This is a genomic window from Aquimarina megaterium XH134 (genome assembly GCF_000520975.1).
GTDB classification, from domain to species: Bacteria; Bacteroidota; Bacteroidia; order Flavobacteriales; family Flavobacteriaceae; genus Aquimarina; species Aquimarina megaterium.
On the sequence record NZ_JACB01000003.1, the window covers coordinates 394947 to 411959 of the forward strand.

The 17013-nt window shown below is 31.5% G+C and carries 12 protein-coding genes; 10 read left to right on the top strand and 2 right to left on the bottom strand.

Translation table 11 applies throughout. The features are described 5' to 3' along the window. Positions 1–2: 2 nt before the first annotated feature. The 4 genes from Z053_RS0104570 to Z053_RS0104585 all read left to right on the top strand — a co-directional run bounded on the left by Z053_RS0104570 (position 3) and on the right by Z053_RS0104585 (position 5572). Complete coding sequence (locus Z053_RS0104570) at positions 3–563, top strand: helix-turn-helix domain-containing protein (RefSeq protein ID WP_025663859.1); 561 nt, start codon at positions 3–5, stop codon at positions 561–563. A 77-nt stretch (positions 564–640) separates the two neighbouring features. Beyond that, positions 641–3142, top strand: coding sequence for a heavy metal translocating P-type ATPase (locus Z053_RS0104575; protein WP_025663860.1), 2502 nt, complete (start codon positions 641–643; stop codon positions 3140–3142). Between the two features lie 2 nt (positions 3143–3144). Continuing rightward, the gene (locus Z053_RS0104580; RefSeq protein ID WP_025663861.1) at positions 3145–3858 is read left to right on the top strand and encodes a PepSY domain-containing protein; all 714 of its coding nucleotides are present in this window, start codon (positions 3145–3147) and stop codon (positions 3856–3858) included. Continuing rightward, positions 3851–5572: an efflux RND transporter periplasmic adaptor subunit gene (locus Z053_RS0104585; RefSeq protein ID WP_025663862.1), complete on the top strand. Its 1722-nt coding sequence runs from the start codon at positions 3851–3853 to the stop codon at positions 5570–5572. The genes Z053_RS0104580 and Z053_RS0104585 overlap by 8 nt, the downstream gene beginning before the upstream one ends. 37 nt (positions 5573–5609) lie before the next feature. Here the strand turns inward: Z053_RS0104585 and Z053_RS0104590 are convergent, their stop codons facing one another. After that, positions 5610–6335 carry a LytR/AlgR family response regulator transcription factor gene (locus tag Z053_RS0104590; protein WP_025663863.1) on the bottom strand — a complete coding sequence of 242 codons (726 nt, stop codon included), beginning with the start codon at positions 6333–6335 and terminating at the stop codon, positions 5610–5612. Next, positions 6332–7372, bottom strand: a complete 1041-nt coding sequence (locus Z053_RS29820; protein ID WP_025663864.1) for a sensor histidine kinase — start codon at positions 7370–7372, stop codon at positions 6332–6334. Before Z053_RS29820 ends, Z053_RS0104590 begins: the two co-directional genes overlap by 4 nt. A 223-nt stretch (positions 7373–7595) precedes the next feature. Between Z053_RS29820 and Z053_RS0104600 the strand changes: the two genes are divergently transcribed. The 6 genes from Z053_RS0104600 to Z053_RS0104625 all read left to right on the top strand — a co-directional run bounded on the left by Z053_RS0104600 (position 7596) and on the right by Z053_RS0104625 (position 17012). Next, the gene (locus tag Z053_RS0104600; protein ID WP_025663865.1) at positions 7596–8477 is read left to right on the top strand and encodes an ABC transporter ATP-binding protein; all 882 of its coding nucleotides are present in this window, start codon (positions 7596–7598) and stop codon (positions 8475–8477) included. Positions 8478–8509: 32 nt separating this feature from the next. Next, positions 8510–12103 carry a M1 family aminopeptidase gene (locus Z053_RS0104605; RefSeq protein ID WP_025663866.1) on the top strand — a complete coding sequence of 1198 codons (3594 nt, stop codon included), beginning with the start codon at positions 8510–8512 and terminating at the stop codon, positions 12101–12103. Between the two features lie 252 nt (positions 12104–12355). After that, positions 12356–13696: a DEAD/DEAH box helicase gene (locus Z053_RS0104610; RefSeq protein WP_025663867.1), complete on the top strand. Its 1341-nt coding sequence runs from the start codon at positions 12356–12358 to the stop codon at positions 13694–13696. A 5-nt stretch (positions 13697–13701) separates the two neighbouring features. Then, the gene (locus Z053_RS0104615; protein ID WP_025663868.1) at positions 13702–15012 is read left to right on the top strand and encodes a DEAD/DEAH box helicase; all 1311 of its coding nucleotides are present in this window, start codon (positions 13702–13704) and stop codon (positions 15010–15012) included. 85 nt (positions 15013–15097) lie between these two features. After that, positions 15098–15289: a cold-shock protein gene (locus tag Z053_RS0104620; RefSeq protein WP_025663869.1), complete on the top strand. Its 192-nt coding sequence runs from the start codon at positions 15098–15100 to the stop codon at positions 15287–15289. Positions 15290–15458: 169 nt separating this feature from the next. After that, the gene (locus Z053_RS0104625) at positions 15459–17012 is read left to right on the top strand and encodes a DEAD/DEAH box helicase (RefSeq protein WP_025663870.1); all 1554 of its coding nucleotides are present in this window, start codon (positions 15459–15461) and stop codon (positions 17010–17012) included. Position 17013 lies beyond the last annotated feature (1 nt).

Below are 17013 nucleotides of genomic sequence, written 5' to 3' on the forward strand. Positions count from 1 at the left end.
AGATGAAGAAAATTTTAATTAAAAATATGGTCTGCAATCGGTGTAAAACTGTACTACAACAGGAGTTTGAAAATGCCAAAATTCCTGTTGAAACAATAGAATTGGGAGAGATAGTCTTTAGCAGTATTGATAGCTCGATTTTTAAAAAAGTAAATGAGATCATTACCCGTAATGGTTTCGAGATCATAAATGATGAAGTAGATCTTATTGTAGAACAAGTGAAATCCTATTTGATTAGCGAATTGTCAAAAGAAAACATATTAAATGAAAATCTATCTGACCTTATTTCAAAATATATGCATAGGGACTATTCTGTGATAAGTAAATTGTTTAGTAGTAATGAAAGTTTGACTATAGAAAAATATTTTATTCGTCTTAAAATTGAAAAAGCGAAGGAATATATTCAAATGGGAAATTTAAGTTTTTCTGAAATAGCATATACATTGAATTATAAAAGCGGAAGCCATCTGGCAAAACAGTTTAAAACAATTACCGGGATGTCTATGAGTAACTTTAAAAACCTACAATTGTGGGATCGCCAACCGCTAGACCAAATTGTATAAGAAGAAACCATAATTATCAAATAAAAAGAGATGTGAACTCAATAATTTTGAAGATCAAACAACAATAAATATAGCAGATGAAACACATATATAAAATATCTGGAATGACTTGTAATGGTTGTAGAGGTCATGTAGAGCACATCCTTGATACTATGGATGGTGTGATCAGTGCGTCTGTTGATCTTGAAAAAGCAGAAGCAATTATTGAGACAGAAGAACACATTTCTTTAACTGTTTTTCAAGAAAGATTAGCAAGAGAAGGAGGACGTTATGAAATTCACCTTCCTGGGATGCAAAATCACGATGATAAACCAAAACAGGCTAAACCTAAAGGAAAAGGTGCGGGTGTTTTTTATTGTCCTATGTATTGCGAAGAAGATAAAACATACAATACATTACAGGATTGCCCCGTGTGTGGGATGGATTTGGTTGAAGAAGTAACTATACATACCATTACTAAAGAACAATATGGTTGTCCGATGCACCCAGAAGTAATTAAAGATGCTCCGGGGTCCTGTTCTATTTGTGGTATGGATTTAGTGCTATTACAACCAGATATTTCTGAAGAAGAGAAGAATTATAAAAAACTACTAAAGAAATTCTGGATAGCTGTACTATTTACGGTCCCTATTTTTATAATAGCGATGTCAGATATGTTTTCGAGTAATCCACTTAATGATATTTTAGACTTAAAATACTGGAACTGGATTCAGTTTGTACTTTCTGTTCCTGTAGTGTTTTATGCTACCTGGATGTTTTTTGAACGTGCCGTACGTTCTATAAAAATCTGGAACCTCAATATGTTTACTCTTATTGGTGTTGGGGCAGGTGTTGCATGGTTGTTTAGTGTTTTAGCTATACTTTTCCCTGATTTTTTTCCAGATCAGTTTAAAACAGAATCAGGAACAGTACATGTTTATTTTGAAGCGACCACTGTTATCTTAACGCTCGTGCTTATGGGACAAGTATTAGAATCGCGAGCACATAGCAAAACAAATTCTGCAATTAAGGAGTTATTAAAGCTTGTACCTAACAAAGCAATACGTGTTGTAAAAGGGATAGAAGAAGAAATTTCTATAGACCAGATCGAATTGAGTGATATCTTACGTGTAAAACCTGGAGATAAAATACCCGTGGATGGATCAATCTTTCAGGGGCAAACATCTGTAGACGAATCAATGATTACAGGTGAACCAATACCAGTAGATAAGACTGAAGGCGATCAGGTAAGTAGCGGTACAATTAATGGAAATCATTCTTTTTTATTGAAAGCAGAAAAAGTGGGATCCGAAACGCTTTTGTCAAAGATTATACAAATGGTAAATGATGCAAGTCGTAGTCGTGCACCTATTCAAAAACTGGCAGATATTGTTTCGGGATATTTTGTTCCTATAGTGGTTGTTATAGCGCTAATTACATTTGCCGTTTGGGCATTTTATGGTCCCAATCCTGCTTATGTTTATGCATTTGTAAATGCGATTGCTGTACTCATTATTGCCTGTCCGTGTGCCTTAGGATTGGCTACACCTATGTCTGTAATGGTCGGAGTTGGAAAAGGAGCTCAAAATGGTGTGCTTATTAAAAAGGCAGAAGCACTCGAAATCATGAACAAGGTTGATACCCTTATTGTAGACAAAACAGGAACCATAACTGAAGGAAAACCTACTGTTGAAAACGTAGTACCTGTTGGAGATCGATTTGGTAAAGAAGAAATTCTTCAATACATCATTTCTCTTAATAATTTAAGCGAACATCCATTAGCTCAGGCAACTGTGAAATATGGAAAAGAACAGCATATTAAATTGTTAGATGTAAGCGAATTTAAAGCAGTAATAGGAAAAGGAGTAGAAGGGAGTATTGCAAACCTAAAAGTGATATTGGGTAATGAAAAACTGCTAGAATATGCCAATGTGTCTATTTCAGATGAATTTAAAAAACAAGCTGAATCTTATCAGAAAAAAGGAAAAACTGTGTCGTATTTATCTATTGACCAAGATATAGCAGGTTATATCGTTATAGGAGATAAAATCAAAGAAACTAGTAGTAAAGCTATTAAACAATTACAGGATAGAGGAATTGAAATTATTATGCTTACTGGGGATAATTATAATACAGCCCATGCAGTAGCTAATGAACTTCATCTCACAAATTTTAAAGCAGAGATGTTACCAGAAGATAAACTCGGTGAGGTCGAAAAATTACAACATAGTGGTAGGGTAGTTGCGATGGCTGGGGATGGTATTAACGATGCTCCTGCTCTTGCAAAAAGTGATGTTGGTATTGCAATGGGTACAGGTACTGATGTAGCAATAGAGAGTGCAACTATTACTTTGGTAAAAGGAGATTTACAAGGTATTGTGAAAGCAAAAAAATTGAGTGATAAAGTAATGAAGAATATCAAACAAAACCTTTTCTTCGCACTTATTTACAACGCATTAGGGGTACCTATAGCTGCCGGAGTACTTTTTCCTTTTTTCGGAATTCTGTTATCTCCTATGATTGCAGCTCTGGCAATGAGTTTTAGTTCTGTATCCGTAATAACTAATGCTTTACGATTAAAAACAATACATATTAATTAGATATGGTTAAAAGACAAACAGCAATAAAAATTAGAAAAGTACATAGGTACTTAGGCCTCTTTTTAGGAATTCAGTTTTTGCTATGGACGGTTAGTGGTTTATATTTTAGCTGGACAGATATTGATGATATTCATGGAGATCAATTTAAAAATGAAAATATTGATGTTATATCCTTTAACGACTTGATAAAACCTTCTCAAATAGAAACAAAGGAAGCTATCCAATCATTAGAGCTTAGAGAAATAGCGGGGCAACCATATTATTGGATAAATAAGAAGCAACTTTTTAACGCAAGAACCGGAGTATCAAAACCTGAAATTACTGCTTCTGAAGCTTTAAAAATTGCAGAAAAGAATATGTCATCAGAATTAGAAGTAATAGGTATAGAAAAAATAGAAAAAGTAGGTAATCATCATGAATATCGTGAAAGACCACTTCCTGCTTATGTTGTTTCTTATGAACATTCTCAAAACATAAAAGCATACATCTCGATAAAAGATGGAAGTTTCCAAAGAGTGAGACATCGATCGTGGCGTTGGTTTGATTTTCTTTGGATGACTCATACCATGGATTATGAAGGAAGAGATAATTTTAATACAATCATTCTTAGAGCTTTCTCTCTATTAGGATTAATAACGGTATTAAGTGGATTTACATTATGGTTTGTATCCTCGCCAACCATTAGAAAAATAAAAAAAAATAAACGTCATGAATAGGAACATCATTTATATAGGTATAGCAGTTCTTGTGGGACTATTAGGAGGTTACTTTATTTTTGGTAGTAACGATTCTACACAACATAATCACAATAATCATCAGGAAGAAGCTACAACGGATCAAATGTGGACTTGCTCGATGCACCCACAAATCATGCAGACAGAACCTGGTGATTGTCCAATATGTGGTATGGATCTAATTCCGGCAGGAACCAAAATAGATGGTCTATCTGCTGATCAATTTAAAATGACCGAGAATGCTATGGCATTAGCAAATATCCAAACTACTAATATTGGGGACTTAACAACAAGCGATAAAAACGGGATTACGTTATCTGGGAAAATAATGGAAAATGAAGAGGCAAATGCAGTACAAGCCAGTTATTTTGATGGTAGAATCGAACGGTTAAACATTAATTATAAAGGACAAGAAGTTAGAAAAGGACAAAAATTAGCAACTATATATGCCCCTGATCTTATCGCAGCACAGCAAGAACTTATTACTGCAGTATCACTTAAAGAATCTCAACCAATACTATATAAAGCTGTTCGTAATAAATTAAAGTTATGGAAACTTTCAGACAATCAAATCAAAGCAATAGAATCTTCTGGTAAAGTTCAGGAAAACTTTCCCGTTTATGCAACCGTTTCAGGTACTGTTTTAGAAGTAATGAGTGCAGAAGGTGATTATATAAAACAAGGGCAGCCTATTTTAAAAGTGAGTAATCTTAGTACAGTATGGGCAGAATTTGATGTATACGAAAACCAAATTGCACAATTTGAAAAAGGGCAGCAAATCAATATTACTACCACAGCCTATCCCGACAAAAAATTTAAAGGCACAATTTCTTTTATAGATCCGACTTTAAATGCTAAAACAAGAACCGTTAGAATAAGAACTAATCTTAATAATAGTGATCATCTTTTTAAACCAGAAATGTTCGTGACTGGTAGTGTAGCAAGTAAAACCGAAATGACAACGCAGCCCCTTGTTGTTCCGGCAAGTGCTGTATTATGGACAGGTGAACGTTCTGTAGTGTACGTAAAAACAAGTGCTACCGAACCTATTTTTGAAATGAGAGAAGTAGTATTGGGAAGTGCTACAGGAAATACATATACAATTCTAAATGGACTTGATAATGATGATGAGATTGTAACTAACGGAGCATTTACTGTTGATGCAACTGCACAATTACAAGGTAAAAAATCAATGATGAATAAAGAAGGAGGAAAAGCTATGACTGGCCATGAAGGACATATAGAAATGCAAATGGAGGTGTCAAAATCGTTTCAGAAAGACTTTTTACCAGCCTTTATACCATACTTACAAATGAAAGATGCATTTGTAGATTCTAATGCTTCTCAGGTTTCTACTTTTGCTAAAGTGACAAATAAAATCTTAAAAGCAATTAAAACTTCAAATCTGAGTACCGTAGAAAAAACTCATCTTACAAATAGTATTAACACGTTAGATCATCTTGCAAATACTGAAGAATTAGAAAAACAAAGAACCTATTTTGTTTCATTGAATGAGAATATAGTAGCGTTAGTATCCAACTTTACTGAATTAAACACAGCAATATATGTACAAAAATGCCCGATGGCTAATACTAATAAAGGAGCTATTTGGATAAGTAAAGAAAAAGAAATTCGTAATCCTTATTTTGGTGATGCAATGCTAACTTGCGGTAGTGTTATTAACACAATTAAATAGAGATAGGAAAAAGAAATATCATCTTTTAATACTAATACTATTTTTTAATAGCATTGGTTAAGTTATGTTTATACACATTACCAATGGGAATATCAATTCCTGTTATTTTTAAGCGATTACCTTCAATCGTTTGTATTTTTTTAAGAGCAATTATATAGGAACGATGTATTCTTAAAAATTGATTTTCTGGTAAAGTGTTTTCAAAATTGGTTAACCTGTCTAATGATGTAATGGTCTCATTCTCGAGATGTATTTTGACATAACTTCCTAAACTTTCTAGATATAAAATACTATCTAATTGAATTTGATGCATTTTTTTGTCTCCTTTTACAAATATGCTATCATTTTGGTTTACATTTTTAGTGTTTGATAAAACTTGGTTTTGCGTTCCTTTTTGCATGCTATCCATCATTTTCTTTTGACTTTGAGCTTTATTTATAGCCTTCAAAAACCGTTCGAAACTAAATGGTTTTAAGAGATAATCCAGAATATTTAATTCATAACCTTCAATAGCATATTCCTGATATGCTGTAGTTACAATAATTAGAGGAGGATCACTTAACGTACGTAAGAAATCTAATCCTTTAAGTTTTGGCATATTGATATCTAAAAAAATTAAATCTACCTGATTGTCATTCAAATAATTCATAGCGTCAAATGCCGAATAACATTCTTTAACAACATTTAAAAATGAAAGATTGGTACAATAGTTTTTTATCACTTTATGTGCCAAAGGTTCGTCATCTATAGTTATGCAGTTCATTCTAGATTTAATTTTAAATCAACAGTAAAAACAGTATCTTTTTTACTAATTTTTAGTTCATGTGCATTTGGGTAAATTAAAGATAATCTTCTTTTTACATTTTCAAGACCAATTCCACCATCATTTCCATTTTCTGTATCACTAAAATTATTTTCAATATACAGATGTGCTAATTTTTCTGTTGCTTGTAGTTTAAAATTTATAAATGCATTTTTTTCCATGAGATCAAAACCGTGTTTAAATGCATTTTCTAAAAATACAATTAAGATCATGGGGGCGATTTGTTTTGCCTCATTATCTATCTTGTTTTCGAAAGTAATAATTCCACGATTATGATGCCGCATTTTTTGCAATTCAATAAAATTTTCTAAATATGTTACTTCTCCTCCAATAGAAACTTTGGGTTCTTTGCAATCATAAATTGTATAACGCATTATTTCAGACAATTTCAAAATTAACGATGCTGTTTTATCAGATTTTTCAAGTGAAAGCGCATACAAGTTATTTAATGTATTAAAGAAGAAATGCGGATTGATTTGATTTTTTAGTAATGACAATTCTAAATGAAGACGATCATTTTCGATTTGGTTTATTTTAGAGAGTTGAATAAACCATCGATAAGATAGGTTTAATAATGTAGAAATCAGTATAATAACAATCATGCCAGTGATACCTTTTTCTGGTTCCATTTCCTGGTATGGTTGATTAAACCAATAGTGATCCATTAAGGGTTCGCCATATCCTATTATATACCCCCAACCAATGATTACGATAAGAAGTAATATAACATAAATGAAGTATCGTTTTTTTACTAAATACCTGGGGATAATCCAATAAATATTGAAATAAACAGGAGGGGCTATTAACAAAAGAATGCTTGTAGTAGCTTGAAGAAAATAATTAGTTAAAGATGATAGTGTAAATGCGTTTTTATCTGAAATAACAAAACCAAATACAACTATCAAAATGATACTAAATAGCACCAAAACATTAATAAAAATGTTTTTTTTCCTAGCATCTAATGTTTGAATTTTCATAGTAATGTATTCTTGAAAATAAAAATATTAAAACTATTGGAGTTTGACTATTCTAATTAATGAATACCATATTTTCATCAATGAAACTATGTTTTTTATCAACGAACAGCATTCATTAATAATAATATACTTTTTAGCTATTTATATAAAGGAGTTGGTTAAAAAAAATTGATTTCTTCTTGCTCTTACCTTCTTTTTGTTCCTGATTTTAAAACAATAATTTATGGAATTAGTAATCAAAAATTTATGCAAGACATATTCGAATGGAGTAAAAGCATTAGATAGCCTTTCCCTAGAAATTTCTAACGGAATGTTTGGTTTGTTGGGACCTAATGGAGCTGGGAAATCATCGCTAATGAGAACGTTAGCCACCTTACAGGAGGCCGATAGTGGTACAATATATTTGAATGATATCAATATTCTCGAAAACCCAATTGAATTGCGAAAAATATTAGGGTATTTACCACAAGAATTTGGAGTATACCCAAAAATTACAGCAAAGCAATTACTAGATCATTTAGCAATATTAAAGGGAATAACCAATAACAAGGAAAGAATAGAATTAGTAAATTTTTTATTGCAAAAAGTAAATCTGTATGAAAAAAGAAACAAAAGTGTAAAAGGTTTTTCTGGTGGGATGAAACAAAGAATTGGTATTGCTCAAGCCTTAATTGGCAATCCTAAACTAATTATTGTTGATGAGCCTACTGCAGGATTAGATCCCGGGGAAAGAAATAGATTTCATAACCTTCTCGCAGATGTAGCAGAAGATGTTATTATTATTCTTTCTACACATATTGTAGAAGATGTGAGAGAACTATGCCAAAATATGGCGATTATGAATCAGGGAAAACTAATCTGTAAGGGTAGACCACAACATGTAATTGATGAATTAAACGATAAAGTATGGCAGAAGCTAATTGGGCGAAATGAACTTGAAGAGTATAGTAATGAACATATGATTATCTCGAATAAAATGGTTGGGGGTAAACCTTTAATTCATGTTTTAAGTGACATAAAACCGGGAGTAGGATTTACTCTTGTTCCACCAACTCTGGAAGATGTGTTTTTCTCTAAAATTAATACGACCAGAGAAGTAGTCTAAATACTGTATTCATCAACTAAAAACGTAACACTATGTTTAAAACATTCTTTTTGAAAGAGATTTCTATGGGTATAAAAAGACCCATGACATATATATTCTTTTCCATATTTACAATAATTGCGACTATAGGGGTTGTCAATGAAAATATAGTATTTGGAGGAGCAGTAGGAAACGTCTTAAAAAATGCACCACATATTATCACCATTTATGTAGCGAATATGTCAATTTTTGGATTGCTAATCGCTACAGCATATTTTAATAATGCGGCTTTGAGAGATTATCAAAATCATTTTGATGAAATTATTTTTAGTACACCCATTCATAAAGCTGGCTACTTTTTTGGTCGTTTTTTTGGAGCGCTTTTTCTGTCTACAATCCCATTGTTAGGTGTGTTTCTTGGGTTTTTAATTGGATCAAATATGGGACCCGAAGAAGGAATGATGAATGCCAATAGAGTAGGAGACCTGCAATTGAACGTTTTTGTAAATAACTATTTTTTATATGTCTTACCAAATATGTTTGTTTCGGGAGCTATTATTTATGCCATAGCTCTAAAATGGAAAAGTACTATTATATCTTTTATCGCTACAGTTATCATTATTATTGGATATCTGGTCACGGGAACATTTTTAACCGATATAAACACCGAATACTTAGCTGCAATCACAGATATGTTAGGAGTTAGAGCATATCAAATAGATTCTAAATACTTTACAAGTGTTGAAAAAAACACAAATGTTATTTCTGTTAATGGTTGGTTATTTATCAATAGAATTATATGGGTAATCATAGCACTTGTTATTATCGTTAGTTCATATATATCTTTTTCATTTATTCAGAAGAATAAAAAAGCAGAAAAAGAAAAGAAAGCCAGTAAAAAGGATCAAACTATCAAAATTTATAGCCTTCCAAGAGTGCAAAGTAGTTTTAATTTCATGACTTCAATAAAGCAGTTTATTAGTTTTTTTAAAATAAACTTTTACACCATTTTAAAAAGTAACACTTTTAAAATAATGCTTATTGTCGGGGCTCTAATTTTGATTAATAAATTACTAAATGGTTTTGATTTTTATGGAGTTAAGTCTTATCATGTTACTTATAAAATGTTGGATTTCAATCGACCTATATGTACGATTGTTGGAATGATCATGTTAGTTTTTTTTAGCGGAGAATTAGTTTGGAAAGAACGATCAAGTAATATTAACGGAGTTATAGATGGATCACCGCACAGTTCAATCGTTTTGCTTCTTGCCAAAATTACTTCATTAATAGTAATTAATGTTGTATTTGATGTATTTCTTATTTTGATTTCTATAAGTTATCAATTATTAAGTGGATACACTAGTCCAGATATCCATGTATATGTATTAGATTTTATCTACTCTGGATTATTAATGTATATAGCTTGGTCTTGTATTTTGGTCTTCATACAAATTATTATAAACCATAAATATATAAGCTATTTTATTTCAATAGTATTACTGTTCTTGTTTGAATTTGTTATTGTGGATGCCTTAGGAATAGAGTCATTTATGTTAAATCTTGGTTTTACACCAAACTATCAATATTCTGACATGAACGGTTTTAGTGAAGCTCTGATTTCAAAAAACTGGTTTAGTTTATATTGGATATTGTTTGGTTTATTACTTATTACTATAGGAAGTCTTTTATGGATAAGAGGTTCTTTAAAAAGAATAAAAGATAGAATTAAGTCTGCCAAGAAGCATTTTACAAAGAAATATGCATTGATTCTAATTACAATTGTTCATTTATTTTTCTTAACAACCAGCTTTGTTTATTACAATACACAAATAATAAATCCCTATAAATCTGTCAATGAAATAGAAGTCATGCAGGTTTCTTACGAAAAGAAATATAAAAAATATGAAAATACCCCACAACCTAAGTTTGGTGATGTTACTTATAAAGTTGATATCTATCCCAAGGAACGTAATTTATTGGCCAAAACTCATATTAGTTTATTAAACAAGACAAATGCGACAATAGATTCTTTGCATTACTCTATTTCACGATACTATGCAAAAGAGAAATGGGATATTGTTTTAAAGATTCCGAATGCAAAATTAGTTCTTGATGATAAAGAATTAGGGTATCAAATATATAAATTAGATACTCCGTTACAACCAGGCTCTAAAATTGATATTGTTATAGATGCTGTATATAAAAGTCAGGGGTTCGAAAACACTGTTTCAAATTTACGTGTAGCAAAAAATGGAACTTTTATCGAGTGTAGCTATATATTACCTACAATTGGATATGATAAAAATAATGAGCTCATGGATCAAAATGACAGAAAGAAATATAATTTCCCTTCCAGAAAACGAATGGCTACTTTAAATGCTAATGATGATATTAACACTAAACAAAATTATTTTACCGAAGGAGAATCTGATTGGGTAAATGTTGAAACGATTATTTCAACATCAAGTAATCAAATTGCTATTGCTCCTGGAACATTAATAAAAGAATGGAGAGCTAATGGGCGTTCATATTTTAAGTATAAAAATGATCACAGCTCTTTAAATTTTGTCAATTTTATGTCTGCAGAGTATAAGGTATCTCGCAAAAAGTGGAATGGTATAGATCTCGAAGTATATTATCATAAAGATCATGATTATAATATTGATATGATGCTGGATGCTATAGAAGAATCATTGAAATATTATACCAAAAACTTTGGGCCTTATGTCCATAACCAAGCCAGAATCATTGAGATTCCGAGGTATTATAACTTTGCACAAGCGTTTCCGGGTACGATGCCTTATACCGAGGGTGGTGGATTTACAACAGACCTGTCAAACAAAAATGATAACAATGTTATTGAAGCCATCATAGCACATGAGATGGCGCACCAATATTGGGCACACCAGATAGTAGGAGCAAATATGCAAGGAGCTACTATGTTATCTGAAAGTTTTTCAGAGTATGCCGCATTGATGGTAATGAAAAACAGGATAAAGGATGATAGTAAAATGAAACAATATCTAAATTATGATTTTGAAAAATATCTAAAAGGCAGAAGTGCTGAAACCGAAAAAGAATTGCCTTTGTACAAAGTAGAAAATCAAGGATATATTCATTATGGTAAAGGAAGTGTTGTCTTGTATGCTTTACAAGATTATATAGGAGAAAAGAAAATGAATACTGCTTTAAAAACCTTTTTGGATGAATATAAATATAAAGAATCACCCTATCCAACAACTCATGATTTTTTAAGACATTTAAAACCACAAGTTCCCGATTCATTAAATTACTTGATAACCGATTGGATAAAAGAAATCACTTTATATGATTATCGTTTAAATAATGCTGATTATAAAAGAAAAGGAAACGGAAAATATGAAGTTTCTATGGATATTGAAGCGTATAAAATAAAAGTTGATAGTTTGGGTACAGAAACTAAAGTAAAACAACACGATTGGGTAGATATAGGAGTATATAGAGATACAGATAAAAAGCACTTGATTTACTCAAAAAGGGTTCTTTTTACCGATGAGAAGATGAATTTTTCTTTTGAGGTTGATACCATTCCTGCAAAAGCTGTAATCGATCCAAAACGATTATTAATAGAACGGGTAATCGATGATAATAGTAAAGAATTTTGAGATAGGTCTAATCTTTTATAGATATTCAGCAAAATAGCATAAGAGTAGGGTAAAGCAAAAAAATGATTAATACTTCTAATTTTAGTTTCTTACTCTTATGCCATGGCTGAAGGCAAAATATTATAGGCCTCACAACTGTTGGACAAAATCGTGATGAATATGATACGCCATGTAAAGCCATTTATTCGCCAGCTTTTTTAAAACTGTACAGAATACTCTATTTATACTTCTATCTTTACCAAAAATTATTTTATGTCAAGACAGTTTTCTGATTTAGGAGTTTTAGTTCCATTACAAAAAAGTTTAGTAGATCTAAACTTTTCTACACCAACCGATATTCAGGAAAAATCAATTCCTATTTTATTACAGAAGAAGGATGATTTTGTTGGTTTGTCCAAAACCGGAACAGGAAAAACAGCTGCATTCGGATTGCCGTTGTTGCAAATGATTGATGCAAGTAATCCAAGTATTCAGGCGGTAATATTAGCTCCGACCAGAGAATTAGGGCATCAGATTCATAGCGATTTAACATCTTTTATTAAATACTTACCTGATATTTCTATTGTTTCTGTGTGTGGAGGAATTCCTATCAAACCTCAAATAGAACGTTTAACTGATACAACCCATATAATTATTGCAACTCCTGGTCGTTTAATTGATTTACTTAATCGTAATGCTATTAATATTAAAAATGCTAACTATTTGGTTCTAGATGAGGCAGATGAAATGGTAAAATCTTTAAAAGAAGATTTGGATAAAATAGTTACGGCGCTACCAAAAAAGAGAAGAACCATTCTGTTTACTGCTACAATGCCTGGAACCATAAAACAGATGATACAAAATTATATGTCTAAGCACATTATTCAAGTAAGTGCTGATATGGAAACCGTTGGACATCAAGGTATAGATCACAAATATGTTGTTGTTGAGCCTATAGAAAAATTAGAAGTACTAATGCATTTTCTTAGTTCAAAAGAAGGAGAGCGAGGTATTATTTTTTGCAAAACGAAAGCAGCCGTAAATAAGCTGGCAAAGAATCTGGCGATTAATAAATTTTCTTCTGGAGCACTACATGGTAGCTTATCACAACCGATTCGTGATAGAATTATGGGGCAATTTAGAGAAGGACATATAGATATTCTTGTTGCTACAGACTTGGCTGCTAGAGGAATTGATATTAAAGAAATATCATATGTAGTCAATTATCATTTACCAGATGTTTATGATACTTATGTACATCGAAGTGGAAGAACGGCAAGAGCAGGGGCAAAGGGACTATCTTTAACGATATTACAACAAGAAGAAGTAGAAGATATAGCAGAATTTGAATCTGTTTTAGGTATAGCTTTTAAAGAATTTAAAAAAGCTAATGAACAAAGTATAGAAGAGAATAATGGACTTTTATGGGCAAAGAAAATATTTAAAACCAAACCCAACCATACAGTATCTACTGAGTTTAAAGACAAAATCAAAACGGTTTTTCATCACCTTACTAAAGAGGAGTTGATAGAAAAAATGTTAGCAAATTACCTTGCACAACATAAAAATTCTATCATTACAAAAACAGAAATACCTAAGAAGAAAAAGAAGTAAAACGTATGGCAAATATCATTAAAAAGCAACAGCATATTCTTGATAAATTAAATATTAAGTGTTTGAACTCAATGCAGGAAGATGCTCTTGTTGCCATTGAAGAAACCGAAAATACAATTATACTTTCTCCTACTGGAACAGGTAAAACTCTGGCATTTTTATTGCCGATTATTGCTAATTTGGATCCAGAATGTAAAGAGATACAAGCTTTAGTTTTGGTACCTTCAAGAGAATTAGCTATTCAAATAGAACAAGTAGTTAGAGAAATGGGATCAGGATATAAAGTAAATGCAGTATATGGTGGTCGCTCTATCTCCAAAGATAAAATAGAACTAAAACATACTCCGGCAATTCTTATTGGCACCCCAGGTAGAATTGCAGATCATTTTAGTAGAGAACGTTTTTCTAAAGAAAGTATAAAAACATTAGTTCTAGATGAATTTGACAAGTCATTAGAAGTAGGTTTTGAATATGAAATGAGAGGTATTATAAATGAGCTGCAAGGAATAAATAAACGAATATTAACCTCTGCTACACAAGAAATAGATATTCCAGATTTTGTGAGATTAGAAAACCCGACTATTATTGATTACTTAGGAGATGGTGTTTCTAATTTAACAATAAAAACAGTAGTATCCCCTTCAAAAAACAAATTAAATACTCTTGTTGCGTTATTAAATCAGTTAGGTAATCAACCCGGAATTATATTTTGTAATCTAAAAGACACTATAAGTGAAGTGAGTAACTTCTTGAATAAGAATAATATCAGTCACGGTTGTTTTTATGGAGGAATGGAACAAAAAGATAGAGAACGTTCTTTAATCAAATTTAGAAACGGAACCCACCAGATCATTATTGCCACCGATTTGGCTGCAAGAGGAATAGATATCCCAGAGATAAAATATATTGTTCATTATCAGCTTCCTCTAAAAGTCGAAGAATTTACACATCGAAACGGTAGAACAGCCAGAGTAAATGCTAAAGGAACTGCTTATGTTTTGAAATGGGAAAAGGAAAGTTTACCAGATTTTATTGAGAACGCAGAAATAGAAACAATTACCAAAGAATCTATACGAAAACCGCAATATTGGCAAACTTTATTTATTTCTGGAGGTAGAAAGGATAAAATCTCTAAAGGAGATATCGCTGGGTTATTCTTTAAACAAGGTAAAATTAATAAAGATCAATTAGGAGTTATAGAGTTAAAACAAGATTGTACGTTTGTTGCTGTTCCTGTTTCTATAGCCGATGAATTAGTTGCAACATTGAATAATAGTAGATTAAAGAAGAAAAAAATAAGAGTAACCAGTATCTAGAAAGAAACACAGTTTCATTGCTTATAAATTCATGGCATCATATTTGAAATGCATACTATAATTATTAAAATTAAATTATATTACAATGAGTAAAGGAACAGTAAAATTCTTCAACGATGCCAAAGGTTTCGGTTTTATTAAAGAAGAAGGTTCAAACAAAGAGCATTTTGTTCACATTTCAGGATTAGTAGATGAAATTCGTGAGGGTGATGAAGTTGAATATGACCTTAAAGAAGGTAAAAAAGGATTGAATGCAGTAAACGTAAAAGTTATCTAAACATATACGCTTAAATTTTGTAATAAAGAGGCCTATCATTATTGATAGGTCTCTTTCTTTATAACACGCTGAAAGAACATTTCTTATAAAGTTTATTATTTTTTAAGATAAAATCCTTTCAAAACTCCCGAAAGACATTAATTTTACAGCCCTAAAAAAACAGAAAGTTATGTCTGAGATGACTACAGAGTCAGAAGAAAGAAAAACCGGAAAAGAATTATACAGTTACCAAAAAGGAGCAATCAATAAGATTTTTAAAAGCTTTGAAGATGCACCCGAAGACTATCACTTGTTATATCAACTACCAACCGGTGGTGGTAAGACAGTGATTTTTTCTGAAATAGTAAGACAATACCTTAAACATCATAACAAAAAAGTATTGGTGATGACACATCGTATAGAGTTGTGTAAACAAACATCTAAAATGCTTACTGGATTTGGGGTAATAAATAAAGTAGTTGATAGTAAGGCAAACCTGGATGATCAAGAGGAGTATAGCTGTTTTGTAGCTATGGTCGAAACTTTAAATAATAGACTAAATGAAGATAAACTTGATATCTCAGACATAGGTTTAGTTATTATTGATGAAGCACATTATAACTCTTTTACCAAATTATTTAAGTTTTTCGAAAAATCTTTTATTTTAGGAGTTACAGCTACACCGTTAAGTTCGAATATGAAATTGCCGATGAAGGATAACTATAACGAACTGATTGTTGGCGAAACAATAGAATCTTTAATTGAAAATGAATTTCTTGCCCGAGCAGAAGTCTTCGCTTATAATATGGGGTTAACCTCTTTAGAAGTTGGATCTAATGGGGATTATACTGTAAAATCATCAGAAGACCTGTACACAAATCAGGATATGCTGGGTAAATTACTAGATGCATATAAAAAACATTCTCTAGGTAAGAAAACGCTAATTTTTAATAATGGAATCAATACTTCATTACATGTTTTTGATACATTTAGAGCAGCAGGGTTTCCTATTGCACACTTAGATAATACTGCTACAAAAAAGCAAAGAAATCAAATCCTAAAATGGTTTAAAGAAACACCTAATGCGATTTTAACATCGGTAAGTATCTTAACTACCGGATTTGACGAACCTACGGTAGATACTATTATCTTGAATAGAGCTACTAAATCTTTGACTTTGTATTATCAAATGATTGGTCGTGGTTCTCGTATCCTAAAAAATAAATCTAAATTTTCTGTAATTGATCTGGGGAATAACCTATATCGTTTTGGACCTTGGGGTGCAGATTTGGATTGGCAAAAAATATTTAATTCTCCAAATTACTATATGGACAAACTCCTTAATGATGAGGAGATTGAAAGTAAATTTAAACATGAGATGCCAGAGGAGTTAAGAGCAGAGTTTGCTAATTCTGAAGAAGTATATTTTGATATCAAAGATACATATATACAATCTGTAAAAAATGGCCAATCATCTAAGGTTGTATTAGAGCAATCGATAGCTCAACATGCCAAGATATGTATCGAAAATAGTGAAGATATTTATGATGCATTAGGATTAGCTAAAATGCTGGGGGAAGATATTAATTATAGAATTCAAGCCTATGCCAAATGTATTAGTAAGAGTACTCATAATTTTTTAACCTGGTTAAAAGATGATTACCGAAAGAAACTGAATACATATTTACGCGATAATTTTGATACTTTATTTGAAGAAATTCATGGTAGACCGCCAGAAGATTAGT

What these genes read in the sequence shown, in the direction of transcription:
- Z053_RS0104570 (WP_025663859.1), top strand. Translation starts at nt 3, where the DNA reads ATGAAGAAAATTTTAATTAAAAATATGGTCTGCAATCGGTGTAAAACT.
- Z053_RS0104575 (WP_025663860.1), top strand. Translation starts at nt 641, where the DNA reads ATGAAACACATATATAAAATATCTGGAATGACTTGTAATGGTTGTAGA.
- Z053_RS0104580 (WP_025663861.1), top strand. Translation starts at nt 3,145, where the DNA reads ATGGTTAAAAGACAAACAGCAATAAAAATTAGAAAAGTACATAGGTAC.
- Z053_RS0104585 (WP_025663862.1), top strand. Translation starts at nt 3,851, where the DNA reads ATGAATAGGAACATCATTTATATAGGTATAGCAGTTCTTGTGGGACTA.
- Z053_RS0104590 (WP_025663863.1), bottom strand. Translation starts at nt 6,335, where the DNA reads ATGAACTGCATAACTATAGATGACGAACCTTTGGCACATAAAGTGATA.
- Z053_RS29820 (WP_025663864.1), bottom strand. Translation starts at nt 7,372, where the DNA reads ATGAAAATTCAAACATTAGATGCTAGGAAAAAAAACATTTTTATTAAT.
- Z053_RS0104600 (WP_025663865.1), top strand. Translation starts at nt 7,596, where the DNA reads ATGGAATTAGTAATCAAAAATTTATGCAAGACATATTCGAATGGAGTA.
- Z053_RS0104605 (WP_025663866.1), top strand. Translation starts at nt 8,510, where the DNA reads ATGTTTAAAACATTCTTTTTGAAAGAGATTTCTATGGGTATAAAAAGA.
- Z053_RS0104610 (WP_025663867.1), top strand. Translation starts at nt 12,356, where the DNA reads ATGTCAAGACAGTTTTCTGATTTAGGAGTTTTAGTTCCATTACAAAAA.
- Z053_RS0104615 (WP_025663868.1), top strand. Translation starts at nt 13,702, where the DNA reads ATGGCAAATATCATTAAAAAGCAACAGCATATTCTTGATAAATTAAAT.
- Z053_RS0104620 (WP_025663869.1), top strand. Translation starts at nt 15,098, where the DNA reads ATGAGTAAAGGAACAGTAAAATTCTTCAACGATGCCAAAGGTTTCGGT.
- Z053_RS0104625 (WP_025663870.1), top strand. Translation starts at nt 15,459, where the DNA reads ATGTCTGAGATGACTACAGAGTCAGAAGAAAGAAAAACCGGAAAAGAA.